Origin of the sequence: Micromonospora sp. NPDC051141, from assembly GCF_044455765.1 — a bacterium.
Classification (GTDB): domain Bacteria; phylum Actinomycetota; class Actinomycetes; order Mycobacteriales; family Micromonosporaceae; genus Micromonospora.
The window spans coordinates 25,178-49,473 of sequence record NZ_JBITFD010000027.1 but is presented as its reverse complement, the minus strand read 5'-3'; the positions used below and the strand labels follow the sequence as shown (position 1 = coordinate 49,473).

27 protein-coding genes are annotated in these 24,296 nt (G+C 74.5%); 18 read left to right on the top strand and 9 right to left on the bottom strand.

Going from position 1 to position 24,296, the window contains the following annotated elements:
• Nucleotides 1–198 precede the first annotated feature (198 nt).
• A complete protein-coding gene (locus ACIA6B_RS31685; protein WP_396779029.1) occupies nt 199–852 on the bottom strand; it encodes an NADPH-dependent F420 reductase in 654 nt (217 codons plus the stop codon).
• 139 nt (nt 853–991) lie between these two features.
• Here ACIA6B_RS31685 and ACIA6B_RS31680 point away from each other — a divergent pair, with 139 nt between their 5' ends.
• Nucleotides 992–1,570 (top strand): TetR/AcrR family transcriptional regulator, encoded by a 579-nt coding sequence (locus ACIA6B_RS31680; protein WP_396779027.1) that lies wholly within the window; start codon nt 992–994, stop codon nt 1,568–1,570.
• A gap of 45 nt (nt 1,571–1,615) precedes the next feature.
• Here the strand turns inward: ACIA6B_RS31680 and ACIA6B_RS31675 are convergent, their stop codons facing one another.
• The gene (locus ACIA6B_RS31675) at nt 1,616–2,422 is read right to left on the bottom strand and encodes a hypothetical protein (protein ID WP_396779025.1); all 807 of its coding nucleotides are present in this window, start codon (nt 2,420–2,422) and stop codon (nt 1,616–1,618) included.
• Between the two features lie 74 nt (nt 2,423–2,496).
• Here ACIA6B_RS31675 and ACIA6B_RS31670 point away from each other — a divergent pair, with 74 nt between their 5' ends.
• Both ACIA6B_RS31670 and ACIA6B_RS31665 read left to right on the top strand, forming a co-directional pair.
• Nucleotides 2,497–3,441: a Ppx/GppA phosphatase family protein gene (locus ACIA6B_RS31670; RefSeq protein WP_396779023.1), complete on the top strand. Its 945-nt coding sequence runs from the start codon at nt 2,497–2,499 to the stop codon at nt 3,439–3,441.
• Between the two features lie 76 nt (nt 3,442–3,517).
• Nucleotides 3,518–4,324 carry a sugar phosphate isomerase/epimerase family protein gene (locus tag ACIA6B_RS31665; RefSeq protein ID WP_396779022.1) on the top strand — a complete coding sequence of 269 codons (807 nt, stop codon included), beginning with the start codon at nt 3,518–3,520 and terminating at the stop codon, nt 4,322–4,324.
• A 21-nt stretch (nt 4,325–4,345) separates the two neighbouring features.
• Here the strand turns inward: ACIA6B_RS31665 and ACIA6B_RS31660 are convergent, their stop codons facing one another.
• Genes ACIA6B_RS31660 through ACIA6B_RS31650 form a run of 3 tightly spaced genes read right to left on the bottom strand, consistent with a single transcriptional unit; the run spans nt 4,346 to nt 6,372 of the window.
• Nucleotides 4,346–4,912 carry a CGNR zinc finger domain-containing protein gene (locus ACIA6B_RS31660; RefSeq protein WP_107160407.1) on the bottom strand — a complete coding sequence of 189 codons (567 nt, stop codon included), beginning with the start codon at nt 4,910–4,912 and terminating at the stop codon, nt 4,346–4,348.
• A 19-nt stretch (nt 4,913–4,931) separates the two neighbouring features.
• Nucleotides 4,932–6,098 carry a glutathionylspermidine synthase family protein gene (locus tag ACIA6B_RS31655; protein ID WP_396779020.1) on the bottom strand — a complete coding sequence of 389 codons (1,167 nt, stop codon included), beginning with the start codon at nt 6,096–6,098 and terminating at the stop codon, nt 4,932–4,934.
• A 1-nt stretch (nt 6,099) separates the two neighbouring features.
• Nucleotides 6,100–6,372: a hypothetical protein gene (locus ACIA6B_RS31650; RefSeq protein ID WP_281938321.1), complete on the bottom strand. Its 273-nt coding sequence runs from the start codon at nt 6,370–6,372 to the stop codon at nt 6,100–6,102.
• A 130-nt stretch (nt 6,373–6,502) separates the two neighbouring features.
• On the opposite strand from ACIA6B_RS31650, the gene ACIA6B_RS31645 reads away from it, so the two are divergent.
• Nucleotides 6,503–7,423: a proline dehydrogenase family protein gene (locus ACIA6B_RS31645; protein WP_396779018.1), complete on the top strand. Its 921-nt coding sequence runs from the start codon at nt 6,503–6,505 to the stop codon at nt 7,421–7,423.
• A gap of 1 nt (nt 7,424) precedes the next feature.
• Here the strand turns inward: ACIA6B_RS31645 and ACIA6B_RS31640 are convergent, their stop codons facing one another.
• Nucleotides 7,425–7,829 carry a VOC family protein gene (locus ACIA6B_RS31640; protein WP_396779017.1) on the bottom strand — a complete coding sequence of 135 codons (405 nt, stop codon included), beginning with the start codon at nt 7,827–7,829 and terminating at the stop codon, nt 7,425–7,427.
• Nucleotides 7,830–7,906: 77 nt separating this feature from the next.
• Between ACIA6B_RS31640 and ACIA6B_RS31635 the strand changes: the two genes are divergently transcribed.
• From ACIA6B_RS31635 to ACIA6B_RS31585, 11 genes are all read left to right on the top strand, one after another.
• Nucleotides 7,907–8,701, top strand: a complete 795-nt coding sequence (locus ACIA6B_RS31635; RefSeq protein WP_396779015.1) for an alpha/beta fold hydrolase — start codon at nt 7,907–7,909, stop codon at nt 8,699–8,701.
• Nucleotides 8,694–9,263, top strand: a complete 570-nt coding sequence (locus tag ACIA6B_RS31630; RefSeq protein ID WP_357298334.1) for a WHG domain-containing protein — start codon at nt 8,694–8,696, stop codon at nt 9,261–9,263. Before ACIA6B_RS31635 ends, ACIA6B_RS31630 begins: the two co-directional genes overlap by 8 nt.
• The gene (locus ACIA6B_RS31625) at nt 9,260–9,595 is read left to right on the top strand and encodes a YrdB family protein (RefSeq protein ID WP_396779013.1); all 336 of its coding nucleotides are present in this window, start codon (nt 9,260–9,262) and stop codon (nt 9,593–9,595) included. Before ACIA6B_RS31630 ends, ACIA6B_RS31625 begins: the two co-directional genes overlap by 4 nt.
• A 669-nt stretch (nt 9,596–10,264) precedes the next feature.
• A complete protein-coding gene (locus ACIA6B_RS31620; RefSeq protein ID WP_396779012.1) occupies nt 10,265–11,533 on the top strand; it encodes a hypothetical protein in 1,269 nt (422 codons plus the stop codon).
• Between the two features lie 49 nt (nt 11,534–11,582).
• Nucleotides 11,583–12,980: an efflux RND transporter periplasmic adaptor subunit gene (locus tag ACIA6B_RS31615; RefSeq protein ID WP_396779010.1), complete on the top strand. Its 1,398-nt coding sequence runs from the start codon at nt 11,583–11,585 to the stop codon at nt 12,978–12,980.
• On the top strand, nt 12,977–13,834 hold the full coding sequence (locus tag ACIA6B_RS31610; protein ID WP_396779008.1) for an ABC transporter ATP-binding protein: 858 nt from the start codon (nt 12,977–12,979) through the stop codon (nt 13,832–13,834). Before ACIA6B_RS31615 ends, ACIA6B_RS31610 begins: the two co-directional genes overlap by 4 nt.
• Nucleotides 13,831–15,015: an ABC transporter permease gene (locus ACIA6B_RS31605; RefSeq protein WP_107162558.1), complete on the top strand. Its 1,185-nt coding sequence runs from the start codon at nt 13,831–13,833 to the stop codon at nt 15,013–15,015. The genes ACIA6B_RS31610 and ACIA6B_RS31605 overlap by 4 nt, the downstream gene beginning before the upstream one ends.
• Nucleotides 15,016–15,206: 191 nt before the next feature.
• Nucleotides 15,207–15,416 carry a helix-turn-helix domain-containing protein gene (locus tag ACIA6B_RS31600; RefSeq protein ID WP_013288759.1) on the top strand — a complete coding sequence of 70 codons (210 nt, stop codon included), beginning with the start codon at nt 15,207–15,209 and terminating at the stop codon, nt 15,414–15,416.
• A gap of 219 nt (nt 15,417–15,635) precedes the next feature.
• Nucleotides 15,636–15,737, top strand: a complete 102-nt coding sequence (locus ACIA6B_RS31595) for a 30S ribosomal protein bS22 (protein WP_007465623.1) — start codon at nt 15,636–15,638, stop codon at nt 15,735–15,737.
• Between the two features lie 119 nt (nt 15,738–15,856).
• Nucleotides 15,857–16,930 (top strand): NAD-dependent epimerase/dehydratase family protein, encoded by a 1,074-nt coding sequence (locus ACIA6B_RS31590; RefSeq protein ID WP_396779006.1) that lies wholly within the window; start codon nt 15,857–15,859, stop codon nt 16,928–16,930.
• A gap of 302 nt (nt 16,931–17,232) precedes the next feature.
• On the top strand, nt 17,233–18,090 hold the full coding sequence (locus tag ACIA6B_RS31585) for a lysophospholipid acyltransferase family protein (RefSeq protein WP_281938619.1): 858 nt from the start codon (nt 17,233–17,235) through the stop codon (nt 18,088–18,090).
• Nucleotides 18,091–18,098: 8 nt separating this feature from the next.
• Here ACIA6B_RS31585 and ACIA6B_RS31580 read toward each other — a convergent pair whose 3' ends face one another.
• The 3 genes from ACIA6B_RS31580 to ACIA6B_RS31570 all read right to left on the bottom strand — a co-directional run bounded on the left by ACIA6B_RS31580 (nt 18,099) and on the right by ACIA6B_RS31570 (nt 21,200).
• The gene (locus ACIA6B_RS31580) at nt 18,099–18,974 is read right to left on the bottom strand and encodes an HAD family hydrolase (RefSeq protein WP_396779004.1); all 876 of its coding nucleotides are present in this window, start codon (nt 18,972–18,974) and stop codon (nt 18,099–18,101) included.
• Between the two features lie 102 nt (nt 18,975–19,076).
• The gene (locus tag ACIA6B_RS31575) at nt 19,077–19,937 is read right to left on the bottom strand and encodes a DUF5667 domain-containing protein (protein WP_396779002.1); all 861 of its coding nucleotides are present in this window, start codon (nt 19,935–19,937) and stop codon (nt 19,077–19,079) included.
• Nucleotides 19,938–20,228: 291 nt separating this feature from the next.
• On the bottom strand, nt 20,229–21,200 hold the full coding sequence (locus ACIA6B_RS31570; protein WP_396779000.1) for an ECF subfamily RNA polymerase sigma factor, BldN family: 972 nt from the start codon (nt 21,198–21,200) through the stop codon (nt 20,229–20,231).
• A 558-nt stretch (nt 21,201–21,758) separates the two neighbouring features.
• Here ACIA6B_RS31570 and ACIA6B_RS31565 point away from each other — a divergent pair.
• The 3 genes from ACIA6B_RS31565 to ACIA6B_RS31555 are packed head-to-tail and all read left to right on the top strand — an operon-like array spanning nt 21,759 to nt 24,290.
• On the top strand, nt 21,759–23,381 hold the full coding sequence (locus tag ACIA6B_RS31565) for an AMP-binding protein (protein ID WP_396778998.1): 1,623 nt from the start codon (nt 21,759–21,761) through the stop codon (nt 23,379–23,381).
• Nucleotides 23,371–23,625 (top strand): glutaredoxin family protein, encoded by a 255-nt coding sequence (locus tag ACIA6B_RS31560; RefSeq protein ID WP_396778996.1) that lies wholly within the window; start codon nt 23,371–23,373, stop codon nt 23,623–23,625. The genes ACIA6B_RS31565 and ACIA6B_RS31560 overlap by 11 nt, the downstream gene beginning before the upstream one ends.
• Nucleotides 23,626–23,639: 14 nt before the next feature.
• Nucleotides 23,640–24,290 (top strand): HAD family hydrolase, encoded by a 651-nt coding sequence (locus ACIA6B_RS31555; RefSeq protein ID WP_396778994.1) that lies wholly within the window; start codon nt 23,640–23,642, stop codon nt 24,288–24,290.
• The last annotated feature ends 6 nt before the right edge of the window (nt 24,291–24,296 follow it).

Genomic DNA, 24,296 nt, shown 5'->3' with positions numbered 1-24,296 from the left:
CTGAAGGGGTTGAAGCAGGTCGACGGCTGGCAGGACATGCCGCTGACCAAGGCCGCACAGACGGTGCAGGTGTCGGCCTACCCGGACGCGTACGCCCAGTGGGAGAAGCAGGCCACCGACCTGGTCAACCAGCACTGGACCAAGTAAGACACCACGAAGGCCGGCACCCCGAACCGGGGCGCCGGCCTTCGCGTGCGCTCAGCGCACGACCTTCACGTTGAACAGCGGCGTGCCCAGTCGGCCGTAGAGACGCAGCCAGATCGGTAGCAGCATCTCGGTGCCCCGCGCCGTGGTGATGTCACCCAGGTCGAGCACGTCGGTGTGGCCGAAGCTGGTGAGCAGTTCGGTGACGACGCCCTTGGCGTCGGCGTCGTCGCCCGACACGAAGACCGTGTGGTCGCCGTCGGCGAGCTGCTTGGGGTGGGCCATCAGGTCGGCGGTGAGCGTGTTGAGCGCCTTCACCACCCGGGTACGCGGGAACGCCCGTTGGATCCGTTCGCCGAGCGAGTCGTCGTTGAGCACCGAGAGGGTGGGCGGGAAGCCCTGGCTGAAGTCGAGGGGGTTGGCGATGTCGAGCAGGATCTTGCCGGCCAGGTTCTCCGCGCCCGCCGCGTCGAGGGCGGGGAGGGATCCGTCGCCGTTGGTGGCGTTCACGACCAGGTCCGCCCCGGCGGCGGCGTCGGCGTGCCCGGCCAGGGCGATCCCCGGATGACCGCTGGCCCACTCGCCCCAACTCCCGGCCCGGGTGGTGGCGACATCCCGGGTGCCGACGGTCACCTCGTGGCCCAGCTCGGCGGCGCGGGCGGCGACGGCCCGGCCCACCATGCCGGTGCCCAGTACTGCGATGCGCATTCGAATCCGTCCTCCGGTATCGGCCGAGCTTCGCGGAACGTGCTCGGTGCGACCGAGACTAACAGACAGGTCTGTCTACTGACAGGCCCGAGGAGACGTACCTGTCTGTAGACTCGGCGGCGCAGAACGAGGAGGAACCATGGCCCGCACCCCCGCCGGCGCTGCCCGGGAACGCATCCTGGAGACCGCGTTCCGGCTGTTCTACGCGTACGGGCCGCGCGGCGTCGGCGTCGACACCGTCATCGCCGAGTCGGGCGTCGCCAAGGCCACGCTCTACAAGCACTTCCCGCGTAAGGACGACCTGGTGCTGGCGTACCTGGACAAGGTCGACCTGGCCTGGTCGGCGGCGCTGCGGGCGGCGGCGGAGGCCGCCGGGGCCGACCCGCGCGAGCAGCTCGTCGGCATGTTCGACGCGCTCGGCGGAGCCTGCCGCCGGGAGGGCTACCACGGTTGCGCGTTCATCAACACCGCTGCGGAGACGCCGGCCGGCAGCCCGGTGCACGCCCGCACCGTGGCGCACAAGAACGCGGTCCGGGACTGGGTGGCCGACCTGGCCCGGCAGGCCGGCGCGGCCGAGCCGGAGTCGCTGGCCCGCCAGCTCACCCTGCTGCTCGACGGCGGCCTGGCCGGCGGCGTCCTCGACGGCGATCCGGCGATCGCCGACGCGGCGAAGCGGAGCGCCCGCGCCCTGATCGACGCGGCGCTCCCGAAGCGTTAAGCGGGGGCCCCTGCTCTACCGGAGGCGTTGAGAAGGGGCCCTTCCTTACTCGCTCGCCGGGTGGGGGGCGATCTGGCCCTGACGGTGGCGGGCGGCGCACAGCTCGACCAGCTTCGCGTACGCGGGGGCGCCGATCAGCGCGGTCAGCTCCGGGCCGTAGGAGACGTACATCGGCTCCGCGCCGACGTGCGCGTCCGTGGAGGAGGTGCACCACCAGTCCAGGTCGTGCCCGCCCGCGCCCCAGCCGCGCCTGTCGAACTCGGCAAGCGTGGAGATGAGCACCTTGGTGTTGTCCGGCCGCTTGTGCCACTCCTGGTCCCGGCGGACCGGCAGTTGCCAGCAGACGTCGGGCTTGTACTCCAACGGGTGCACGCCGTCGCGCAGCGCCTGGGCGTGCAGCGCGCAGCCGCCGCCGGCCGGGAAGTCGGCGTCGTTGAGGAACACGCAGGGCGCGTCCACATCCCGGGTGGCGGTGCGCCGGGCCGGCGTCTTGCCGTCGACCGTGTCGTTCTCGGTCCAGTTCTTGAAGCCGCGACGGAAGTGCTGCCAGGTCTCCGGCGTGAGCCGCTTGACGGCCGCCCGCACCCGCTTCTCGTCGTCGGCGTCGGTGAAGAACGCGCCGTGCGAGCAGCACCCGTCCGCGGCCCGCCCGGCGACGATGCCGTGGCAGCCCTGACCGAAGATGCACGTCCAGCGGGAGAGCAGCCAGGTCAGGTCGGCGCGGACGACGTGCTTCGGGTCGGCCGGGTCGACGAACTCGATCCACTCCCGGGGGAAGTCCAGCCCGACCTCGCGGCTGCGCGGGTCATCCGGGTCGTCCACCAGCACGCGAAGCTCGATCTGCCCTGTCACCCGGACCAGCGTACGCGTGCTCTCTCCGCCCGGCCGGCGAGCCGACGAAACGTGTTGCCCCTAGGGTCTTTCCCATGCGACTGGGTGTCCTCGACGTCGGTTCCAACACGGTGCACCTCCTGGTGGTCGACGCCCACCACGGCGCGCACCCCTGGCCGGCGCACTCCGAGAAGGTGGTGCTGCGGTTGGCCGAGCAGATCGGCCCGGACGGCGCGTTGACCGACGCGGGCGCGGACGGGCTGGTCAAGGCGGTCGGCATGGCGCGGGCGGCGGCCGACGGGCTGGGCGCCGAGGACCTGTTGGCGTTCGCCACCAGCGCGGTCCGGGACGCCACCAACGCGGGCGAGGTGCTGGCCCGGGTCCGCGACGAGACCGGCGTACGGCTGGAGGTGCTCTCCGGCGCGGACGAGGCGCGGATGACGTTCCTCGCGGTGCGGCGGTGGTTCGGGTGGTCCGCCGGCCGGCTGCTGGCGATGGACATCGGCGGCGGCTCGCTGGAGCTGGCCGCCGGCATCGACGAGCATCCGGAGGTCGCGGTCTCGCTGCCGCTCGGCGCGGGCCGGCTCAGCCGGGAGCGGCTGGCGGTCGATCCGGCCGGTCTGCTGCCGCCGTCCGCCGAGGCCGTGGAGGGGCTGCGGGAGTACGTGGACGCGCAGCTCGACCCGGTGGTGAAGCAGTTGACCGAGGTCGGCTGGGAGCGTCCGGTGGCGACCTCGAAGACGTTCCGCACGCTGGCCCGGCTGGCCGGGGCCGCGCCGTCCGGCGCCGGTCTCTGGGCCCGGCGCAGCCTGACCCGCACCGGGCTGCGGCAGGTGCTCGGCTTCGTCCGGCACATCCCGCCGGCCCACCTGCCGGAGCTGGAGGGGGTCAGCGCGCAGCGGGCCCACCAGCTCCTCGCCGGTGCGGTGGTGGCCGAGGCGGTGATGCGCCGGCTCGACGTCGACAGCCTGGACATCTGCCCGTGGGCGTTGCGGGAGGGAGTCATCCTGCGTCGGCTGGATCAGCTCGCGCCGATGTGATCCGGGGCGCTCGCTTCGGGCGCTTTGCGGGTGCTCGTCCCGATGCCTCCTGGCGGGGGCGGCTACCCTGAGGGGTGTGACTTCCCGCGTGCCGGTGCTCCTGTCCACGTCCTCGGTCTTTCCCGAACGGACCGCGGCGGCGTTCCAGCTCGCCGCCGCGCTCGGCTACGACGGCGTCGAGGTGATGGTCTGGACGGACCCGGTGAGCCAGGACGCGGGCGCGCTGCGCGGCCTCGCCGAGCACTACGGCATCCCGGTGCTCTCGGTGCACGCGCCGTGCCTGCTGGTCACCCAGCGGGTGTGGAGCGCCGACCCGTGGGAGCGACTGCGCCGGGCCGCCGAGCTGGCCGAGACGCTGGAGGCGCCGACCGTGGTGGTGCACCCGCCGTTCACCTGGCAGCGTGACTACGCGCGGACGTTCGGCGACGGGTTGGCGGCCACCGCGGAGCGGTTCGGCGGGCTGCGGTTCGCGGTGGAGAACATGTTCCCGGTGCGGATGGCCGGGCGGCAGTTCGTGCCGTACGTGCCGGGCTGGGACCCGACCGACACCGGGTACGCCGCCTACACGCTGGACCTGTCGCACTGCGCGGCCTCGCACACCGACGCGTTGGCCATGGCCGACCGGATGGGCGCCGGGCTGGCGCACGTGCACCTGGGTGACGGCACCGGCGAGGGGCGGGACGAACACCTGGTGCCCGGCCGGGGCGGTCAGCCCTGCGCGGAGCTGCTCCGTTCACTGGCCGGGCGCGGCTTCACCGGCTCGGTCGCGGTGGAGGTGACCACCCGGGGCGCGAAGAGCCGCGCGGTCCGCGAGGCGGATCTGCGCGAGGCGCTGGAGTTCGCCCGCGCGAACCTGACCGCCCCCTCCCCGGTCGACGCCTGACCTGACCCGCGTCGGTGGGTGTCAGCTCACCGGGGCGAGCGGCTGGGCCGGCACCGGCTGCTCGCCGACCGCGGCGCGCTTGCGGGCCCGGTGCGCCGCCACGTGCGAGCGGGTGGCGCAGCGCTCCGAGCAGAACCGCCGGCAGCAGTTCGACGAGGTGTCCAGGTAGACGTTGCCGCAGCGCTCGTCCGCGCAGACGCCGAACCGGGCGCTGCCGTACTCGCAGAGCCAGACCGACAGTCCCCAGACCGCGCCGGCCAGGTATTCGGCGGAGACCGACGCGCCCCGGCTGGTCACGTGCATGTGCCAGTCGGAGGAGTCGTGCCCGGAGATGCGGGGCTGCACCGGGAACGCCTCCAGCAGCGCGTTCAGCTCCGTGACCGCGTCGGCGTCGCGCCCCGACGTGCCGTACTCGAAGACGTCCCGGAGGCGCTTCTGCGCCCGCCGGAAGATCGCCAGGTCCCGTTCCGCGACCTCGTCGCGCATCCAGGCGTTCTCGTCCGGGAAGAGGGCCCGCAGGCCGTCCAGGTCGTCCAGCCGGGCGTTGACGAGCTCGACCCCGGTCCGGGCGTACGCGTCGAAGTTCACGGGACCAACGGTAGACGACTCAGCGCGGACGCGGCGCGTCGATGTAGTGGGGTAGAAACCGCGCGTAACCGTCTGTGATGAGGCTCTCGCTTTCGCGTACGCCCACGCCGGCCGAACCGCCGTCCACGACCCAGCTTCCGAGCACCACGTGGTTGCCGTCGAACTGGGGCAACGCGCGGAACTCCTGGAAGCAGAAGCCCTCGTCACCGTAGATCCCCGGGTTGGTGATCTCGGTGTCGCCGGTCACGATGCGTACCGATCCGCCCTCGCGACCGAGCAACGGCTTGGCCACGTACTCGGTCATCCCGCGAGGCGAGTCCAGGTACGCCGGCAGCAGCAGCTCGTGCCCGGGGTACAGCTCCCAGAGCACGGCCAGCAGCGCCTTGTTCGACAGCAGCAGCTTCCAGGCCGGCTCGATCCAGGTGGTCGGCGTGCCCGGGTCCAGCGCCGGCGGCCCGTACGGCTCGGCGAGCATCCACTCCCAGGGGTAGAGCTTGAAGCAGGTGGTGATCGGTCGGTCGTCGCCGTCGACGAAGCGCCGCCCGTCCCAGCCGACCCGCTGGATCGGCATGAGCGTCACGTCCAGCCCCGCCTGGCGGGCCGTCTCGGCGAGGTAGCCGGCGGTGATCTGGTCCTCGCCCGACTCCTCCTCGTTCGACCAGAGCACGTGCACGCGCGGGTCGTGCAGCCCGGCACCGATCTTGGCCCACGCGCCGACCAGCCGTTCGTGCAGGCTGTTCCACTGGTCCGCGTCCGGGTGGGTGTGCTCCAGCCAGTACCACTGCACGATGCTGGCCTCGACCAGCGCGGTCGGGGTGTCCGCGTTGTACTCCAGCATCTTCGGCGGCCAGCTGCCGTCGTAGGCGAGGTCGAAGCGGCCGTAGAGCGTCGGCGGGGCCTCCCGCAGCGAGCGGGCGACCGCCTCGGCGGCCCACTCCGGGATGCCGAACTCGGCGTGGCGGCGGCGGGCCACCACGTGCTCGGCGGCGGCCACCGACATCCGGTGCAGCTCCTCGGTCGCCTCCTCCAGCCGGAGCACCTCGTCAAGCGTGAACGCGTACGCGGCGGTCTCGTCCCAGTACGACATGATCTCGCCGTCGGGCAGCTCGGTGTCGACGTACACCAGGCCCTGGGCCCGGATGGTGTCGTCCCAGTCGGGGCGCGGCGTGCTGGCCTCGCGGCGCACGTCAGCCGCCGCAGGAGGCGAGGAAGGTGCCGAAGCCGCCGCGGTCGGGCAGCGCGGCGGTGGTCGGGGCGGCGTCGCCGCGTGCGGCGGCCGGCGCGGGGACCCGCAGCGCCACCGCGACGGTGTCACCGCCCCCGCCGGCCGGCCCGAGGGCGCAGTCGTCATCGTCGTCGTCGTAGCCGTTGTTGCAGCCGGAGAGCGCGAGCGCCAGTGCGGTCAGCGCGCCGAGCTGCACGGTGGCGGAGCGGAGCCGGCGGCGGGGGTGTCGTTCCACGTGAACGTTGTAGCTGATCGTCGCCAGTTCGTGTGATCGGCGGGGCCCCTGTTGTCGCCGGGGGTGACAACAGGGGCCCCGCCTCGCACGTGCCCGGCGCGGGTGTGGGGGTGGGCGTTACGCTCGGCTCATGCTCCGTTCCGTCATCCTCGCCGCCTCCCGGTCATCCCAGGTGGAGCGGCTCGTCGCGACGGCCCCGTTCACCCGGGACGTCGTCCGCCGGTTCGTCGCCGGCGCCGGCACCGACGACGCGTTGCGCGCGACCCGCGCACTCGTCGGCGACGGCCAAGCGGTCACCCTCGACTACCTGGGCGAGGACACCACCACCCCGGAGCAGGCGAACGCCACCCGGGACGAGTACCTCACCCTGCTGCGCCAGCTCGGCGCCGCCGGCCTCACCCCGGCCGCCGAGGTCAGCGTGAAGCTGTCCGCGCTCGGCCAGGCGTTCGACGAGCAGTTCGCGTACGACAACGCGCGGCAGATCTGCGTGGCGGCCGACGCGGCCGGCACCACTGTCACGCTGGACATGGAGGACCACACCACCACCGACTCGACGCTTGACGTGCTGGCCAAGCTGCGCAAGGACCACCCGTCGACAGGCGCGGTGCTCCAGGCGTACCTGCGGCGGACCGAGTCGGACTGCCGCGAGCTGGCCGCCGCCGGGTCCCGGGTGCGGTTGTGCAAGGGCGCGTACAAGGAGCCGGAGTCGGTGGCGTACCAGTCCGCCCGCGAGGTGGACAAGTCGTACGTGCGCTGCATGAACGTGCTGATGGCGGGCGACGGTTACCCGATGCTCGCCACCCACGACCCGCGCCTGATCGCGATCGGCGAGGATCGGGCCCGCTGGTTCGACCGCGACCCGGGCCGGTTCGAGTTCCAGATGCTCTACGGCATCCGCCCGGAGGAGCAGCAGCGCCTGGTCGGCGAGGGCTACACGGTGCGTACCTACGTCCCCTACGGCGACCAGTGGTACGGCTACCTGATGCGCCGGCTGGCCGAGCGCCCGGCCAACCTGGCGTTTTTCGGCCGTGCGGTGATGTCGAAGAAGTGAGTCAGTCGTTCGACCAGGTCCGGGTGCAGAGCACGAGGCGGTAGCCGTCCGGGTCGGCGAACGTGATCCCCCACCTGTCCCAGTACGGGCCGGCGGAGACCCTGGTCCCGCCGGCCCGTTCGAGTCTCGTCACCAGACCGTCCTCCACCGGGCCGTCGAGGTAGAGCACGAACAGGTCCTCCTCGGTGGGACGGGGTTCGACGGTCAGCGTCGCGCCGCCCACCAGTTCCAGGTGCCAGGCCGCGCCGGGCCGGCCGAGCATCACCAGGTCGTGCTCGCCCGGCCCGTCGGCCGCGCCCCGGTAGAGCACGTCCAGGCCCAGGCCGTCGGACCAGAACCGGACGGCTGCGGCCAGGTCGCGGCTGGGCCGCGCCAGGCGTACGTGGGTGTCGGCGGAGATCGGCATGTCGGTGATCGTCCGACCTCAGGTCGGGTTGAGGTCAAGCCTTGACGCGTAAAGCTAATGCTATTAGCTTTAAGGCTATGACAGTTAGCCAGATGGTGCGGGACGGCGGGACGATCGCGTTCGAGGTGCACGGCGCAGGGCCGCTGGTGGTGCTCGCGCACGGCATGGGGGAGAACCGGGCGGCGTTCCGGCACCTGGTCCCGCTGCTGGTGGCGGCCGGCTACCGGGTCGCGTCGATCGACGTCCGCGGGCACGGCGACTCCAGCCCGCACTGGCCCACGTACGCCCCGGCCGAGGTCGGTGGCGACCTGCTCGCCGTGGTGCGCGAGGTGGGCGGCGGGCCGGCCACGCTTGTCGGCAGCTCGTCCAGCGGTGCGGCGGTGGTCTTCGCCGCCGCCGACGCGCCGGAGCTGGTCAGTGGCATCGTGCAGATCAGCCCGTTCGTGAGCCGGCCGAAGCCGAACCCGGTGATGCGCGCGCTCCAGGCCGCCGTGCTGCGCAGTCCACGACTGTTCGGGATGTTCCACCGCACGCTCTTCCCCTGCGGGCGGCCGGCCGACGACGCCGCGTACCGGAAGGAACTGGTCGCCAGGCTGCGCGGCCGGATGGACGCGGTCCGCGGCGTGGTCGCGCCGGTCGACCCGCACTGGACCGCGCGGGCCCGCGAGGTGCGGCAGCCGGTGCTGGTGCTGATGGGCACGAAGGACCCGGACTTCCCCGACCCCGGCGCCGAGGCGCGGGCCGCCCGCCGGCAGTTCGCCGTCGCCGAGGCGCGCATGATCGCCGACTCCGGCCACTACCCGCACGCCGACCAGCCCGACGCCACCGCCGCCGACCTGGTCGAGTTCCTGGCGGTGACCGCGCGTGCCTAGGGCCGGCCTGACCCCGGCGACGGTGGTCCGGGAGGCCGCCGTGCTGGCCGACGAGGTCGGTCACGACCGGCTCACCCTGGCCGCGCTCGCCGGCCGGCTCGGCGTCGCGCTGCCCAGCCTCTACAAGCACGTGCGGGGCGTGGACGCGCTGCACCAGAAGCTCGCCGTGCTCGCCACCACCGAGATCGCCGACGTGCTGACCAGTGCCGCCGCGGGCCGGGCCGGCGACGACGCGCTGCGCGCGGTCGCCACCGCCTACCGGGGGTACGCCCGGCGGCACCCCGGCCGCTACCCGGCCACCCAGCGCGCGCCCGACCCGGCCGACCCCGAGCACCTGGCCGCCGCCGAACGCGCGGTCGACGCGATCTTCGCGATCCTGCGCGGGTACGGCATCGACGGGGACGCCGCCGTCGACGCCACCCGGATGTTCCGGGCCACCGTGCACGGGTTCGTCACGTTGGAGGCCGCGGGCGGCTTCGGGCTGCCCCGGGACGTCGACCGTTCGTTCGACCGGATGATCGACGGGCTCGACCTCGCGTACCGCGGCTGGCGGTCCCGGTGAGGGCCGCGCTGCTGGTCGGCATCTTCCTGCTGGAGCTGGCGCTGCTGGCCGCCGCCGGCCTCTGGGGCTGCACGCTCGACGCCGGCTGGCCGGTGCGGCTGCTCGCCGGCCTGAGCGCGCCGCTGATCCTGGCCCTGGTCTGGGGGCTGTTCTGCTCGCCCCGGGCCACCGTGCCGCTGCCCGCCGCGGCCAAGCTCGGCGCCCAGGCCACCTGCTTCCTGGCCGGCGGAACGCTGCTGGCCCTGACCGGGCACCCCGTCGCCGGCGCGGCGCTGGTGCTGTTCTGGTCCCTTACCAAAACGCTCCTGACCCGCGCCGGCACCCCCATCTGACCGCCCCTCCCGCCCGGTGCGGCGGATCTTGGTACGAGGACGCCCTCGGAGGGGCGGATCGGTACCAAGATCTCGGTGAATCCAGGCCGGACGCGCTGCCGGGATCTGGTGCGGGGCGGCACGAAGGGATTACTTGCAGGACTCTTTCCCGGAACGCCCGATTGGTCGTACCCTTCGCCGGTGACCGACGGCGACGAGGAGCCTCCCGGCCGGGCAGCCGACGGCGACGATCCGTACGTCGGGAACGACGACGCGGGGCAGCACCCTGGCACCGATGTCGACGAGGCGGTGCCGCGCCCGGCCCCGGCAGCGCAGACCCCGACGGACGACCCGTCCCCGACGGACGACCCGTCCCCGACGGACGACCCGTCCCCGCCGGACCCGGCCGCATCCCGACCGGCCGCGTCCGGCCCCGCCGGGACGGCAGCCCTGCCTGTGCCGAACCCCGTCAGTGCGGCTGCGAAGCCGGCCGCCGCGGACCTGATCCCGACCCCCACCGCCCCGGCGTCAACCGTGCCGGAGTCGCCGGACACGGCAGCGCCTGCCCCGGCACCGGTAACCCGTGGGTCGCCCGACACAGCGCCGACCGGCCCGGCACCGACGGTGCCAACGATCACCCCGCCAACGATCACCCCGCCAACGACGACCGGGTCGGCCGTCGTACCCGCCGTGCCCGCCCCCACCCCGCCGACCGGGACGCGGCGGCGGTGGCCGCTCTGGACGGTGCTCGGGCTGGCCCTGGGGCTGGTCGCGGGCGCGGTGCCCGGCGTACTCCTGCGGCAGCTCGCGCCGGACGCGGCCGGCCAGCAGACGGCGGGCCGGGAGGCGCCCGGTACGGCGGCCGAGCGGCAACTCGCCGCGCGGATGGTCGCGCAGCTCGACCGGCAGGGCAGCGCGCTGCTGCGCGGCGACCAGGCCGGCTTCCTCGCCGTGGCGGAGCCGAGCGCGCGGCCGGCGCTCACCCGGCGGTACGCGGCGCTGCGGGCGCTCCGGGTCACGACGTGGCGGCCCGGCACCGAGCGGGTGCCGGTGGCGGTGGACGGGCAGCCCGGTCAGTGGCGGCTGACCGTGACGGTGGGCTATTGCTTCGTGGTGCCGGGTTGCGCGCCGAGCACGGCGGAGCTGGGCACCCGGTGGCGGCTGGTGGGGGAGGAGCCACGGCTGGTGGCGGTGGAACCGTCCCGGACGGACCCGACCGGCGTACGCCCGTGGGAGGTGGACGACCTGGCGGTGGCGGTCGGTGAGCGGGCGCTGGTGGCCACCACGCCGGCCCAGCGGGCCAAGCTGCCCGGCCTGCTCGCCCGCGCCGAGGCCGCCGCCCGGGCGGCCGACCGGTACGCGGTCGGCCCGGCGCCGGACCGGTACCTGGTCTACTACGCCGGCCGGGCCGAGTGGCAGCGCTGGTACGGCGGTGGGCGGCCGAAGTGGACCGCCGGTTACGCGGTGGGTGTCGGCGGTGGCCGCCACGACGTCGTGCTCAACGCGCAGAGCCTCGCCCCGACCGGCGTCGACGACCTGCTCCGGCACGAGTTGACGCACGCCGCCTCGCTGCCCGACCAGGGCTACGCGGACCGCGGGGACTGGTGGCTGGTGGAGGGGCTGGCCGAGTACGCCGGCGCGGACGGCCAGCCGGTGGACCGCTACGAGGGGCTGCCCGAGGTGCGCAAGCTGCTCCGGGGCGGGTGGTCCGGCCGGCTGGACGCGGTGGCGCCGGCCGACGACGCGACCGACGACCGGGTCGGCGGCGCCTACGGCGTCGGGTACCTGGCGGTGCGCCACCTGGTCGACAGGTACGGCGAGCAGCGGGTGCTGGACTTCTTCCGGGCCGTGGTGCACCAGCGCCGCACCCCGGACGAGGCCGCCGACGAGGTGTTCGGCGATCCGTGGCCGGCGCTGCACGACGACTGCGTCGCCTACGTCCGGTCGGCGGCCGGCTGAGCGGCGACCCGACGCGCCGACGCGTCGACCCCGGTCGACGGGTCGTAGCATGGGCCGGGTGGCCCGCACTCCCTCGCCGCGGCTGCCCGCGGCCCGCCGCCCCCGTCTCGTCACCGCCCTCCTCGCCGCCGTCGCGCTGACCGGCACCACCGCCGCCAGGTGCGGCGACGACACCCCCGCGGTCAGCGTCGCCGCCGTGGGGCGCGCGCCGGTCACCGAGGTGATCGACGCGCCGGCCACGGTGTCCGCGCGGGCCGCGGCGACGCTCACCGCCCCCGCCGACGGCACGGTGGCCGTCCTGAAGGTCCAGCCCGGACAGCGGGTCACCCGGGGCCAGGTGCTCGCGGTGATCGACTCGCCGTCCGCGCGGGAGCGCCTCGCCCGGGCGCGGGACGCGCTGCGCGCCGCGAAGCGGGCCGGTCGGGGTGTCGGCGTCGGCGACCTGGGCGGTAACCGGCGCGGCACCGACCGCGCCGCCGACGAGGCGTTCGCCGCCGCGCGGGCCGCCGCCGGCAAGGTCGGCGACCCGCAGGCCCGGGCCGCGCTGCTGCTCCAGGTCGAGTCCGCGCAGCGGCAGTACGCGTCGGCCGCCCGCGCCGCCGACCGCGCGGTCGCCGCCGTGCAGCGCGGCGTGGCGGGCCTGAACAGCGCCGTCGGCGCGTTGTCGGCCGCGCAGCGCCTCCAGGCCCAGCAGGCGTACGACCTGGCGAAGTCGACCGTCGACGCGTTGACGCTGCGCGCCCCGATCGCCGGCGTGGTGCAGCCGGGCGGCACCCGGGCGGCGACGCCGACCGACCTGGCCGGGTTGCTCGGCGCGGCCGGCGGCGCGGGGGTGCCCGGCCTCGACCCGTCGGCGTTGGGCGCGGCCGGGTCGGGTGGCGGCCCGCCGGCCGGGGTCGACGACGCGGTGCCGGCCGGTGGCCGGGTCACCGCCGGCACGCCGGTGCTCACCGTGGTGGACATCGGCCGGTTGGGCCTGCTCGCCGAGGTGGACGAGACGGACGTGCTGCTGGTCCGCGCCGGGGTGCCCGCCTCGGTCGAGCTGGACGCGGTGACCGGCGCGACGTACGAGGCGACGGTCCGTTCGGTCGACGTGCTGCCCACCAGTTCCGCCCGGGGCGGCGTCACCTACCGGGTCCGGCTCGACCTCGGCCCCGGCCGACTCGGCGAGGAGGCCGCCCCGGCGCCCCGTCCGGGCATGAACGCGGTGGTCCGGCTCCGGGTCCGGGAGGCGACGGACGCGGTGGCGGTGCCGGCCTCGGCGGTCTTCTCCGCCGACGGGCGGGACGCGGTCTGGGTGCTGCGGGGCGGTCGGGCGGACCGGGTGCCGGTGACCGTCGGCGTGCAGGGGCAGGATCTGGTGCAGATCGTCGACGGGGTCCGGGCCGGCGACCGGGTCGTGGTGCGCGGCGCCGACCAGGTGCGCGACGGCCAGGAGCTGCCGTGACCGTCGCCGCGGTCGAGGCGGTCGACGTCTCGCGGGCGTACGAGCTGGACGGGGTGTCGGTGTCCGCGCTGCGCGGTGTGTCGCTCACCATCGACCAGGGCGAGTACGTGGCGGTGATCGGGCCCTCCGGCTCCGGCAAGTCCACGCTGATGCACCTGCTGGGCGGGCTGGACCGGCCCACCGGCGGCCGGTTGGTGATCGGTGGCCGGGACGTGGCCACGCTGACCGCGCCGGAGCTGGCGACGCTGCGCAACGAGACGATCGGCTTCGTCTTCCAGGCGTTCCACCTGCTGGCCCGGACGTCCGCGGTGGACAACGTGGCGCTGCCGCTCGTCTACCGGGGCGTCGGGGCGCGGCAGCGGCGGGAACGGGCGGCGGCGATGCTGGGCCGGGTCGGGCTGGGGCACCGCCTGCACCACCGGCCGAACCAGCTCTCCGGGGGCGAGCAGCAGCGGGTGGCGATCGCCCGGGCGCTTGTCACCGAGCCGGCGGTGCTGCTCGCCGACGAGCCCACCGGCAACCTGGACAGCGTCACCGGCGAGGCGGTGCTGGAGCTGCTGGAGCGGTTGAACGCGGAGTCCGGGGTGGCGCTGGTGATGGTGACGCACGACCAGGAGGTGGCGGCCCGCGCACGTCGGCGCATCGCGGTCCGGGACGGGCTGATCCGGTCCGACACCGCTCATGATCGACCGGGGTCGGCCGACCCGGACGGACCTGCGACACTGGATCCCGCTCCCAGCGCGGAGCCCCGGTCCGCGTCCGGACGTGGCCCGGGGCACCCGTCCGGTGGCTCCGGTGGCGCCACCGGAGCCACCGGACGCCTTCCGCGTGCCGGCGACGGGGCGGCCCGGTGAGGGTGGCCGAGGCGTGGCGGGTGGCGCTGGACGCGCTGCGCGCCAACCGGATGCGCAGCCTGCTGACCATGCTCGGCGTGATCATCGGGGTCGCCTCGGTGGTGATCCTGGTGGCCATCGGCACCGGCACCAAGCGGCAGGTCGAGCAGCAGGTCGAGGGGCTCGGCTCGAACCTGCTGCTGGTGGTGCCCGGAAAGATCGAGGTGGGCACCGCGCCGGTGGTGTCGCCGCTGGACCTCAAGGACGTCGACGCCGTCTCCCGGGTGGTCGGCGATCCCGGCCGGGTGGCCGTGACGGTGGCCTCCGGCGCGACCGCGCGGGCCGGCAACCGGTCCGACTTCACCACCGTGCAGGGCGTGCTGGAGACCACCCCGTCGGTGTTCACCCGGTCGCTGGCCCGGGGCCGCTACCTGTCCGGGGCCGACGTGGACACCAGTCGCCGGGTGGCGGTGCTCGGCGCGTCGGTGGCCCGGACGCTCTTCCCCGACCGTGATCCGCTCGGCCAGCAGGTCACGCTGGCCGGCGTACGGTTCCGGGTGATCGGCGTCTTCGCCCCGCTCGGGCAGAGCCTCGGCGTGGACCGGGACGACGAGGTGCACGTCCCGGTGACCGCCGCGCAGCGGTTGTGGGGCACCCAGCGGATCGACGGCATCGCGGTCAAGGCGCCGGACCGGGAGCGGATCGACCAGCTCGGCGAGCGGATCGTCGCGGAGCTGTCCCGCCGGCACCCGGACACCGAGTTCAGCGCCGTCACCCAGCAGCAGATCCTCGGCGTGCTCGGCGACATCCTGGGCGTGCTCACCGGCGTGCTGGCCGCGATCGCCGGCATCTCGCTGCTGGTCGGCGGCGTCGGCGTCTCCAACATCATGCTGGTCTCGGTACGCGAGCGCACCCGCGAGATCGGCCTGCGCAAGGCGGTCGGCGCCCGGCCCCGGGACATCGGCGTGCAGTTCCTGCTGGAGGCGGTGCTGCTCACCTCGATCGGTGGCCTGACCGGGATGGCGCTCGGGGTGGGCACCGCGCTGCTTGTCGACGCGTTCTCCCCGATCCCGGCCGCGATCACCTGGTGGTCGCTGGCGCTGGCGTTCGGCGTCTCCGCGGCGGTGGGCATCGTGTTCGGCGTGGTGCCGGCGCAGCGGGCCGGCCGGCTCGATCCGGTGGTGGCGTTGCGCGCCGAGTAGGCGATCCGGACGCCCCACCCGTCCGGGCGAAAAAGCCCCGGCGGACGCCCGTCCGGCCATGATCAAAGGACGGAAGGGATCGCGCAGGTCACAGCCGTCCCGCTACCGTACTCATTACACGCGCGTCGCTCGTCGAGGCGGAAGCACCTGCCCGGTGGCACGCGCCGGGCACGGGAATGGGTCGGTGAGCCATGGCCGGGTCGCAGTCCGACGCACGGCTGTCGGATGTCAGGTTCCTGACCGTCGCCGAGGTGGCAACGGTCATGCGGGTCTCCAAGATGACGGTCTACCGTCTCGTGCACAGCGGTGAGCTGACCGCGGTGCGGGTCGGTCGGTCGTTCCGGGTGCCCGAGCACGCCGTGCACGAATATCTCCGGGGCGCGTTCCAGGAGTCCGCCTGAGCCCTCGGCGACGCCCGCCGAGTGCGACGAAAAGGGGCATCGACGGGGGCGCGTTGGTCCTGCTGACGCACTCCGGCTACCCTGGAGCCCGACCGTGATCGCTCCTGGTGTGCCCGGCCCACCACGCTGGTCCGGTCCGTTGTCCGCAAGCGGGCACGGCGCCACCGCGTTGGTGGTGCCTCCCGGTCCGCCCCGCACGTTGCATCGAAAGGCTGTCGTATGGGCTCGGTGGTCAAGAAGCGCCGCAAGCGCATGGCTAAGAAGAAGCACCGCAAGCTGCTGCGCAAGACCCGCGTCCAGCGTCGCCGTCTCGGCAAGTGACCGGGGCCGGGCGCTGACCCGGCACCGGCACCACTTGCTAACTGTCGACCCTCGGAGGCTCAGGTGATCAGGCCGCGGACGTTCCGGCTCGATCCTGCCTGCCGCGCAAGGCGCACGACATGACCCCCGGTGGCACCTCCGGTGCCCCGGGGGTCGTCGTCGTCACCGGGGTCGGCCGATTCCTCGGCGCCAACCTCGCCGCCCGGCTCGCCGCCGACCCACACATCGAGCGGGTCATCGGCGTCGACCCGGCCCCGCCGAACCCCGAGCTGGCCGACCTGCTCTCCGACGTCGAGCTGGTCCGGCTCGACCTCGACTCGCTCGGCGGTCTCCTGATCGACCTCGACGTCGACGCCGTGGCGCACCTGGCGCTGGTCACCGCGCCCGACCCGCAGCACGGCGGTCGGGCGGCGATGAAGGAACAGAACGTCATCGGCACCATGCAGCTGCTCGCCGCCGCCCAGCGCGCGCCGCGCCTGCGCCGGCTGGTGGTCCGCTCGTCGACCGCCGCGTACGGGGTGTCGTTCCGCGACCCGGCCGTCTTCACCGAGGAGACCGAGCCGCGTGAGGTGCCGCGCGGCGGGTTCGGCCGCGACATCCTCGACATCGAGGGGTACGTTCGCGGCTTCCGCCGCCGCCGGCCCGACGTCACCGCCACCGTGCTGCGCTTCGCGCCGTTCATCGGCTACACGGCCGACACCACGCTCACCCGCTACTTCGCGCAGCCGGTGGTGCCCACCATCTTCGGCCGTGACCCGCGCCTGCAGTTCCTGCACATCGACGACGCGCTGACGGTGCTGCACCGGTCGGTCGCCGAGGAGCACCCGGGGACGTTCAACGTGGCCGGTCCGGGCGTGCTGTCGCTGTCCCAGGCCATCCGCCGGGCCGGCCGGGTGGCCGTGCCGGTGCTGGAACCGGGCCTGGCCGGGGTGGCCGCGGTCGCCCGCACCCTGGGCTTCGGCCGGTACGGCCTGGACCAGGTCGACCTCTTCGTGCACGGTCGGGTGGTGGACACCACCCGGCTGGAGCGCGAGTTCGGCTTCACCCCCCGCTCGACCGCCGCCGCCTTCGACGACTTCGTCCGCGCCCACCACGGCGGGGTGGTGGTGACCCGCGACCAGCTCGCCGCCGCCGAGCACCTGGTGCTGGAGAGCATCCGTCAGGTCCGCTCGACCGTCCGGGAGCGCTCGTGAGCAGCACACCGGAGCGGTGGGACGCCCGCTTCGACGTACCCCCGACCGGGCCCGGACCGGACGCGGAGCCGGCGCGGCGCAACGGGCACCGGCCGGTCGCGGCGCCGGCCGCCCGACCGCCCGCGCCCCCGGAGTCGGCCGACGAGCCGGACACCTCCGCCGACGAGCCGACCACCCGCCCGGTCGCGAAGAAGACCGTCGCGAAGAAGACCCTGGCGAAGAAGACCGTCGCGAAGAAGACGATCGCCAAGAAGGCCGTGCCGGAGAGCGCGACCCCCGGGCACGGCCCGACCGGGCCGGCGGTGGGCGACCGGCCCGGGGACCAGTGGGACCGTCGGGTCGCGCGGGGGCTCGCGTTCCTGCGCCGCCGGCTCGCCGGTGACTACGAGGTGGACGAGTTCGGCTTCGACCCGGACCTCACCGACGCGGTCTTCCACCCGCTGGTCCGGGTGCTCTACCGGGACTGGTTCCGCACCGAGGTGGGTGGCCTGGAGCACGTGCCGGCCGAGGGCGCCGGCCTGGTGGTGGGCAACCACTCCGGCACCGTGGCGCTGGACGCGCTGATCCTCTCCGCGGCGCTGCACGACCGGCATCCGAGCCACCGCTACCTTCGCCTGCTCGGCGCCGACCTGGTCTTCCGGATGCCGGTGGTGTCCGAGCTGGCCCGCAAGACCGGCGGCACGGTCGCCTGCAACCCGGACGCCGAACGGCTGCTCGGCAACGGCGAGCTGGTCGGCGTGTTCCCGGAGGGCTTCAAGGGCATCGGCAAGCTCTACTCCGACCGCTACAAACTCCAGCGCTTCGGCCGGGGCGGCTTCGTCTCCGCCGCGCTGCGTACCGGCACGCCGATCGTGCCGGTGGCCATCGTCGGCGGCGAGGAGATCTACCCGATGCTCGCCGACATCAAGCCGCTCGCCCGGCTGCTCAAGCTTCCGTACTTCCCGGTGACGCCGACGTTTCCCTGGCTGGGCCCGCTGGGCATGGTGCCGCTGCCGAGCAAGTGGCTGATCGAGTTCTGCCCGCCGATCCCGACCGCGCACCTGCGGGACTCCGCGGACGATCCGCTTGTCGTGTTCAACCTCGCCGACCAGGTGCGGGAGACCATCCAGCAGACGCTGCACAAGCTGCTCGAACGCCGTCCGGACCCGTTCGGCCCCTGAGCGCCGGGTCAGGCGCGCTGGCGGCGACGGTGCAGGGCCAGCCCGGCGGTCACCGCGCCGGCGAGCAGCCCGGCGGCGGCGGTCGAGGGCACGGCGATGCGGACGGCCCGACGGCCGGTGCGGAAGTCACGGACCTCCCAGCCCCGCTCCCGGGCCCGCCGCGACAGCGCCGGGTCGGGGTTGACCGCGACCGCGCGGCCCACCGCGGACAGCATCGGCAGATCGTTGGCCGAGTCGCTGTAGGCCGCGCAGCGGGCCAGGTCCAGCCCTTCCACGGCGGCGAGCTGGGTGACCGCCTCCGCCTTCGCCGGCCCGTGCATCAGATCGCCGACCAGTCGGCCGGTGTACGCCCCGTCGACCACCTCGGCCACCGTGCCGATCGCGCCGGTCAGGCCGAGTCGGGCCGCGATCACCCGGCCGATCTCCACCGGGGCGGCGCTGACCAGCCAGACCCGCTCGCCCGCGTCGAGGTGACGCTGGGCCAGCCGGCGGGTGCCGGCCCAGATGCGCGGTGCCATCAGCTCGTCGAAGATCTCCTCGGTGAGCCGCTCCACGTCGTCGACCCGCCAGCCCTGCACGAAGGCGAGCGCGGCCTCCTTGGCCTGGGACATGGTCCCGGCGTGCTCGGTGGCGAGCAGCCGGAACCGGGCCTGCTGCCAGGCGAACCGGGCCAGGTCACCGGCGGTGAAGTAGTTCCGGGCGGCCAGCCCGCGGGCGAACCAGTAGATCGACGCGCCCTGCATCATCGTGTTGTCCACGTCGAAGAACGCGGCGGCCGTCGGGGCCGGCGCGATCGTGGTCGCGGGTGCCGCCGGGGTCTCCGCCCAACCGGCGGTGTGCCCGTGGACGTCGGTGCTGACCGTCACCTTGCCGGACCCGGTCACGGCGACCTCCCTCCCTCGACGACCCCGGTACGCGTGCCGCGTCCACCGTATCCGCCGTCTCGTGACGGTCGGGTGTCCGTCGGGAGAAGTGTGGCCGCGCGCTCAGCGTTCGCCGGGGCAGGTGGTCGGCGCCGGCCCGAGCGTGTCGCTGGCGGTCGGCGCGGGCAGCCCGCAGGCGATCGTCTCGCGCAGCGCGTCGGCACGTCGGCCGGCGGCGTCGAGCAGGGCCAGCGAGCGACGGGTGCGGTCCCGGTCGGCGTGGTCGGGCCGGGCGAGCAGGCCGCTGACCACCCGGCGCTGACCGGCGAGGAACGTGTCCACGGCGTCCAGCGCGGTCGGGTCGGAGCGTTGCGCGGCCACCGTGGTCAGCAGGCGTACGCCCTGGCGGGTGTCCGCGTCCATGTCGTCCAGGACGGCGCTGAAGCCGAGCCGGTCGTCGCGGACCGTGGCGGCCTCGTCGAGCCGGGTCCGGGCGAAGTCGAGGAAGAGCTGACCGCGGCTGATGTCCGAGCTGGCCAGGGCGAGCTGGGCACGTTCGGTGGAGCGCTTCATGCCGTACAGCGCGTCGCCGGGCAGCGCGTTCTCGCTGGCGGCGGAGATGCCGGAGAGGGCGATCGCGCCGGCGGCCACGCCGACCAGGATCGCGCCCCGGGCCCGCGCCCGGCGGCCGGTGATGGCGGGCAGCAGCGCGCCGAGCCCGCCGGTGCTGGCGCCGGCGTCGGTGGTGGCGGGGACGCCCTCACGTTCGGCGGTGGCCACCAGCATCGCGCGCAGGCCGGTGCGGAAGTCGGCGTCCACCTCGACGGTGGGCCGCTCGACGGTGAGCCGGCGGGTCACTCCCACGAGCGCGGTGAGTTCGCCGTCGGCGCGGGACCGGACGTGGTGTCGGCGTCCGCCGTTGGCCTCGTCGAGGAGCTGCGCGAAGCGCTCGGCTCGCCGACCGGAGAAGAGGTCGCTGTCCACTGCGGGCACCCCCTCTCGCTGGTCACGGCCGGGCGGCCGTCGTCGTCACCAGCGACCCGTGGCAGCATGTGGCCGAGTGCCGACCGGGACGGCCGACCTGACCCGCCGGACCGGGTGGGCCCGGGGGACGCCGGGACAACCACTGGTCGCACCCGGAGAAACGGTTCGCGCCGGTCGCCGGTTACGGGCCGTTCGGGGGCGAAATAACCGGGTGTGACGGGGGTCGCGGGCGGGCCGGGGCGCGCGTCAGCCACCGGCGTCGGGCCGGTGGCGGGACGGGGATGCGGCGGGTCAGGCCTGGAAGCCGTCGGGCAGCAGCCGGGCCAGCGCCCGTACCGCCCGGTACTGAAGCGCCTTGATGGCGCCCTCGTTCTTGCCCATGGCACGGGCCGTCTCGGCGACCGAGAAGCCCTGGAGGAACCGGAGCACGATGCACTCCTGCTGCTCCGGGTTGAGCTGCTTGACGGCGGTGAGCAGGGCGACGTTGGTGATGTGCTCGACCACCGCCGCCTCCGGGCTGCCCTCCGGGCCGCGGTCCTCCCGGTCGGCGTCGAGGACGTCGCCGGTGGTCACCTCCAGCCGGTAGCGCCCGGACTTGAAGTGGTCGGCGACCAGGTTGCGGGCGATGGTGACCAGCCAGGCGCCCAGGTCACGCCCCTGCCAGGTGAAGCTGCCGATGCGTTTGAGGGCCCGCAGGAACGTGTCGGAGGTGAGGTCCTCGGCGAGTTGGCGGTTGCCGACCCGGAAGTAGACGAACCGGAAGACGGTGTCGACGTACCGGTCGTAGATCAGGCCGAACGCCTCGGACTCGCCGGCCTGCGCCCGCTCGACGAGCGTCCAGACCTCGGTGGCCGGGTCGGACGGATCGGGGCGGCTCGGAAAGCCGGTGGCCGGCGTGGCGGCGGGGACGGCCGGCAGCACCGCGGTGTCGCCGACGGTCACCACCGGCAGCACCGCGGTCTCGGCGGCGGGGGGCTCGGCGCTGGTCGCCGCGTCACCGCGGCGGGCCTGGGCCGGCGGGACGGCCGGGCGGGGCGGGGCGCCGACGCGCCCGGCCGCGGGTTTCGCGTTGCCGCCGGGGGCCGCCGGGCGCAGCGGCGCCTCGTTGCCGTGGTGCGCGCGGCTGCGGGTCCGTCGGCTCTCGCCGCTCAGCGCGAGCAGGCTGTCCACGCGTGGCGCGGGCTCGACGCGCTCGTTGAGCGGGTTCCGCTGGGTCGGGCCGGTCACCCCGGCCGGCCGTTCCGCGTAACCGAACGTGGTCACCGTGCCTCCCCGGTCCAGATGGGCAGCGACCTCGCCGGGCGCCGGTGCGGCGCTGCGGGGCCGGGCGCGACCCGGTGGGGCGCGGCCGGTGCGGGACGTGTCGGCGGGCGGCACGTCCCGTTGAGGTGCTGGTCCAATGCGCTCACGGGCACGGGGGCCTCCTCGGGCTGAGGGGTGTCGACTCACGGCAAATGGGTGAGCCGACCCGAGTGATGATAGGCCCAACGTCACCCGCGCGTGGCAAGTCCGTTACACAGAGCGGAAGTATTTCCCGCGTGGTCGTACTCCTGCCGGACCGGTTGTCCGTCGCTCCTGGTTGACTTTCGTGCGGCAACCTGGTCCGCAGTGGAAGCCCAGGTCGAGGCGGATTTTTCGGCCGCCCGGCGTGTCGTGAGCGTGGTTCGTGAACCCGTCTCCAGTCACGCCTCCGCAGCTCGCGAAGATCACGCTCCCATGCATGGGAATTGCGTCCACTGTCAATCGCGGTCTCACCCGGCGGACCCGGGCGGCACTCGGGGGCATGGTCCGGCGCACCCCGCTGTGCCAGACTCAGCCACCGTGCAGGACGCCGCCGACAGCACCTCGCCGAACCTCGCCGACCGCCTCCGCCGGGCCGCCACCGACCACGGCGGCCGGGTCGCGTTGCACTGGCGCGACACCACGCTCACCTGGTCCGCGCTGGACGCCGCGGTCACCGCCACCGCCCACGCGCTGTCCGCCGCCACGCCGTCGGCGGACCGGACGCCACACCCGCCCCGGGTGGCGATCGGCTTCGGCAACACCCCCGACTTCGTGGTCACCTACCTGGCCACGCTCCGCGCCGGCCTGGTCGCCGTGCCGGTCAACCCCGCGCTGACCGGCCGGGAACTGCGGCACGTGCTCGCCGACTCCGGCGCCGCCGTCCTGGTCGGCGCCGCCGACGTGACCGCCCGGGTGGACCCCGCCGACCTGCCCGCGCTGCGCGCGGTGCACACCGTCCCGCCGGTCGCCGCCGACGACGCCCCGGCGCGGTTCCCGACGCGGGACGGGGACGACCTCGCCGTACTGCTCTACACCTCGGGCACCGAGGGCCGGCCCAAGGGCGCGATGCTGTCGCACCGGGCGCTGGCCGCCAACCACGCCCAGGCCGACCGGATCCACCCCCCGGTGGTCGGCCCCGACGACACCGTGCTGCTGGCGCTGCCGCTGTTCCACGCGTACGGGCTGAACGCCGGGCTCGGGGCGGTGCTGCGCCACGGCGCCACCGGCGTGCTCGTCGACGAGGCCGGCCCGACCGGGGCGCTCGACGAGATCGCCCGGCACCGGGTGAGCGTGCTGCTCGGCGTACCGTCGATGTTCCTGACCTGGGCCGACGCGGCCGGCGACCCGGGCGCGGCGCTGGCCGGGGTGCGGGTCGCGGTGTGCGGCGCGGCGCCGCTGCCGCCGCCCGTCGGGGCGCGTTTCACCGAGCTGACCGGGCATCCGGTGCACGTCGGCTACGGGCTCACCGAGACCGCGCCGGTGCTCACCTCCACGCTTGTCGGCGGTGAGCCGAAGCCCGGCTCGATCGGCCGCCCGCTGCCCGGCGTCGAGCTGCGCCTGGTCGGGTCCGACGGCGACGAGCTGTGGCGCGACGGGGTGCCCACCGCCGAGACCGACGACGACGGGATGGACCTCACCGACGACCCGGTCGGCACCGACCCCGGTCAGATCGTGGTGCGTGGCGCGAACCTGTTCGCCGGCTACTGGCCCGACGGGCGGGGCGGGCCCGGCCCGGACGGCTGGTGGGCCACCGGCGACGTGGCGTACGCCGACGGCGACGGCGACCTGTTCCTGGTCGACCGGCTCGGCGAGCTGATCCTGGTCAACGGCTTCAACGTCTACCCGCACGAGGTCGAGTCGGTGCTCCAGGCGCACCCCGGGGTGGCCGAGTCGGCGGTACTGGGCGTGCCGCACCCGCGGACCGGCGAGACTGTGCGGGCGTACGTGGTGCGCGCGGCCGGGGTGACGGCGGCGGAGCTGCTCGCCCACTGCGCGCGTAACCTGGCCCGGTTCAAGTGCCCGACCGCCGTCGAGTTCGTCGACGCGCTGCCGTACTCGGCGATCGGGAAGGTCCGCAAGACCGAGCTGCGCCCGGTGCCCGTGGTGCCGTCGCCGGCACCGCCGACCGAGACCCGCACGGAGGTACCCGATGTCCAGTGACCCGCGGCTCATCCTGATCACCCGGCCCGGCTGCCACCTCTGCGAGGACGCGAAGGCGGCGCTCGACCGGGTGGTGGCGGTCACCGGCGACCGCTGGGTGGAGAAGGACGTGACCGGCGACGTCGAGCTGGAACGCGACTACGGCGACCGGCTGCCGGTGGTGCTGCTCGACGGCAAGGAGCACGGGTACTGGCGGGTCGAGGAGAACCGGCTGCTGCGGGACCTGACCACCCCGCAACTGTGAACTATGGTGCTCGGGTGACGGCTACGCGGCGCCACCTGGTGTGGGACTGGAACGGCACCCTGCTCGACGACCTCGACCTGGTGGTGCGCGCCACCAACGTGGCCTTCGCCAGCGCCGGCGGTCCGGCGGTCAGCGCGGACGAGCACCGGGTGCGGTTCCGCCGGCCGATCGCCGACTACTACGCGGAGATGCTCGGCCGGGCGGTCGACGCCGAGGCGTTCGGCGCGCTCGACCGGATCTTCCACGACGCGTACCGGGCCGGGCTGACCAGTTGCGCGCTGGCCGCCGACGCCACCGCCGCGATCGCCGCCTGGCCGGGCAGCCAGTCGCTGCTGTCCATGTGGTTCCACGACGAGCTGGTGCCCACCGTGCACACGTACGGACTGACCCCGCACTTCAGCCGGGTGGACGGGCTGCGCGCCGCGGTCGGCGGCGGGCCCAAGGCCGAGTGGCTGGAGAAGCACCTCGCCGAGCTGGGGCTGGCCGGCGCCGACGTGGTGCTGATCGGTGACTCGCTCGACGACGCCGACGCGGCCACCTCGGTCGGCGGCGCGGCCGTCCTCTACACCGGCGGCCTCTCCGACCCGGCCCGGCTGCGCGCCAGCGGTCACCCGACCGCCGACACCCTCACCGAGGCGGTCACGCTGGCCCGCGCGCTGCCCTGAGCCGGC

Coding starts and splice junctions, on each gene's coding strand:
- ACIA6B_RS31685 (WP_396779029.1), bottom strand. CDS start 852: ATGCGCATCGCAGTACTGGGCACCGGCATGGTGGGCCGGGCCGTCGCC.
- ACIA6B_RS31680 (WP_396779027.1), top strand. CDS start 992: ATGGCCCGCACCCCCGCCGGCGCTGCCCGGGAACGCATCCTGGAGACC.
- ACIA6B_RS31670 (WP_396779023.1), top strand. CDS start 2,497: ATGCGACTGGGTGTCCTCGACGTCGGTTCCAACACGGTGCACCTCCTG.
- ACIA6B_RS31645 (WP_396779018.1), top strand. CDS start 6,503: ATGCTCCGTTCCGTCATCCTCGCCGCCTCCCGGTCATCCCAGGTGGAG.
- ACIA6B_RS31640 (WP_396779017.1), bottom strand. CDS start 7,829: ATGCCGATCTCCGCCGACACCCACGTACGCCTGGCGCGGCCCAGCCGC.
- ACIA6B_RS31635 (WP_396779015.1), top strand. CDS start 7,907: ATGACAGTTAGCCAGATGGTGCGGGACGGCGGGACGATCGCGTTCGAG.
- ACIA6B_RS31615 (WP_396779010.1), top strand. CDS start 11,583: ATGGGCCGGGTGGCCCGCACTCCCTCGCCGCGGCTGCCCGCGGCCCGC.
- ACIA6B_RS31600 (WP_013288759.1), top strand. CDS start 15,207: ATGGCCGGGTCGCAGTCCGACGCACGGCTGTCGGATGTCAGGTTCCTG.
- ACIA6B_RS31595 (WP_007465623.1), top strand. CDS start 15,636: ATGGGCTCGGTGGTCAAGAAGCGCCGCAAGCGCATGGCTAAGAAGAAG.
- ACIA6B_RS31590 (WP_396779006.1), top strand. CDS start 15,857: ATGACCCCCGGTGGCACCTCCGGTGCCCCGGGGGTCGTCGTCGTCACC.
- ACIA6B_RS31560 (WP_396778996.1), top strand. CDS start 23,371: ATGTCCAGTGACCCGCGGCTCATCCTGATCACCCGGCCCGGCTGCCAC.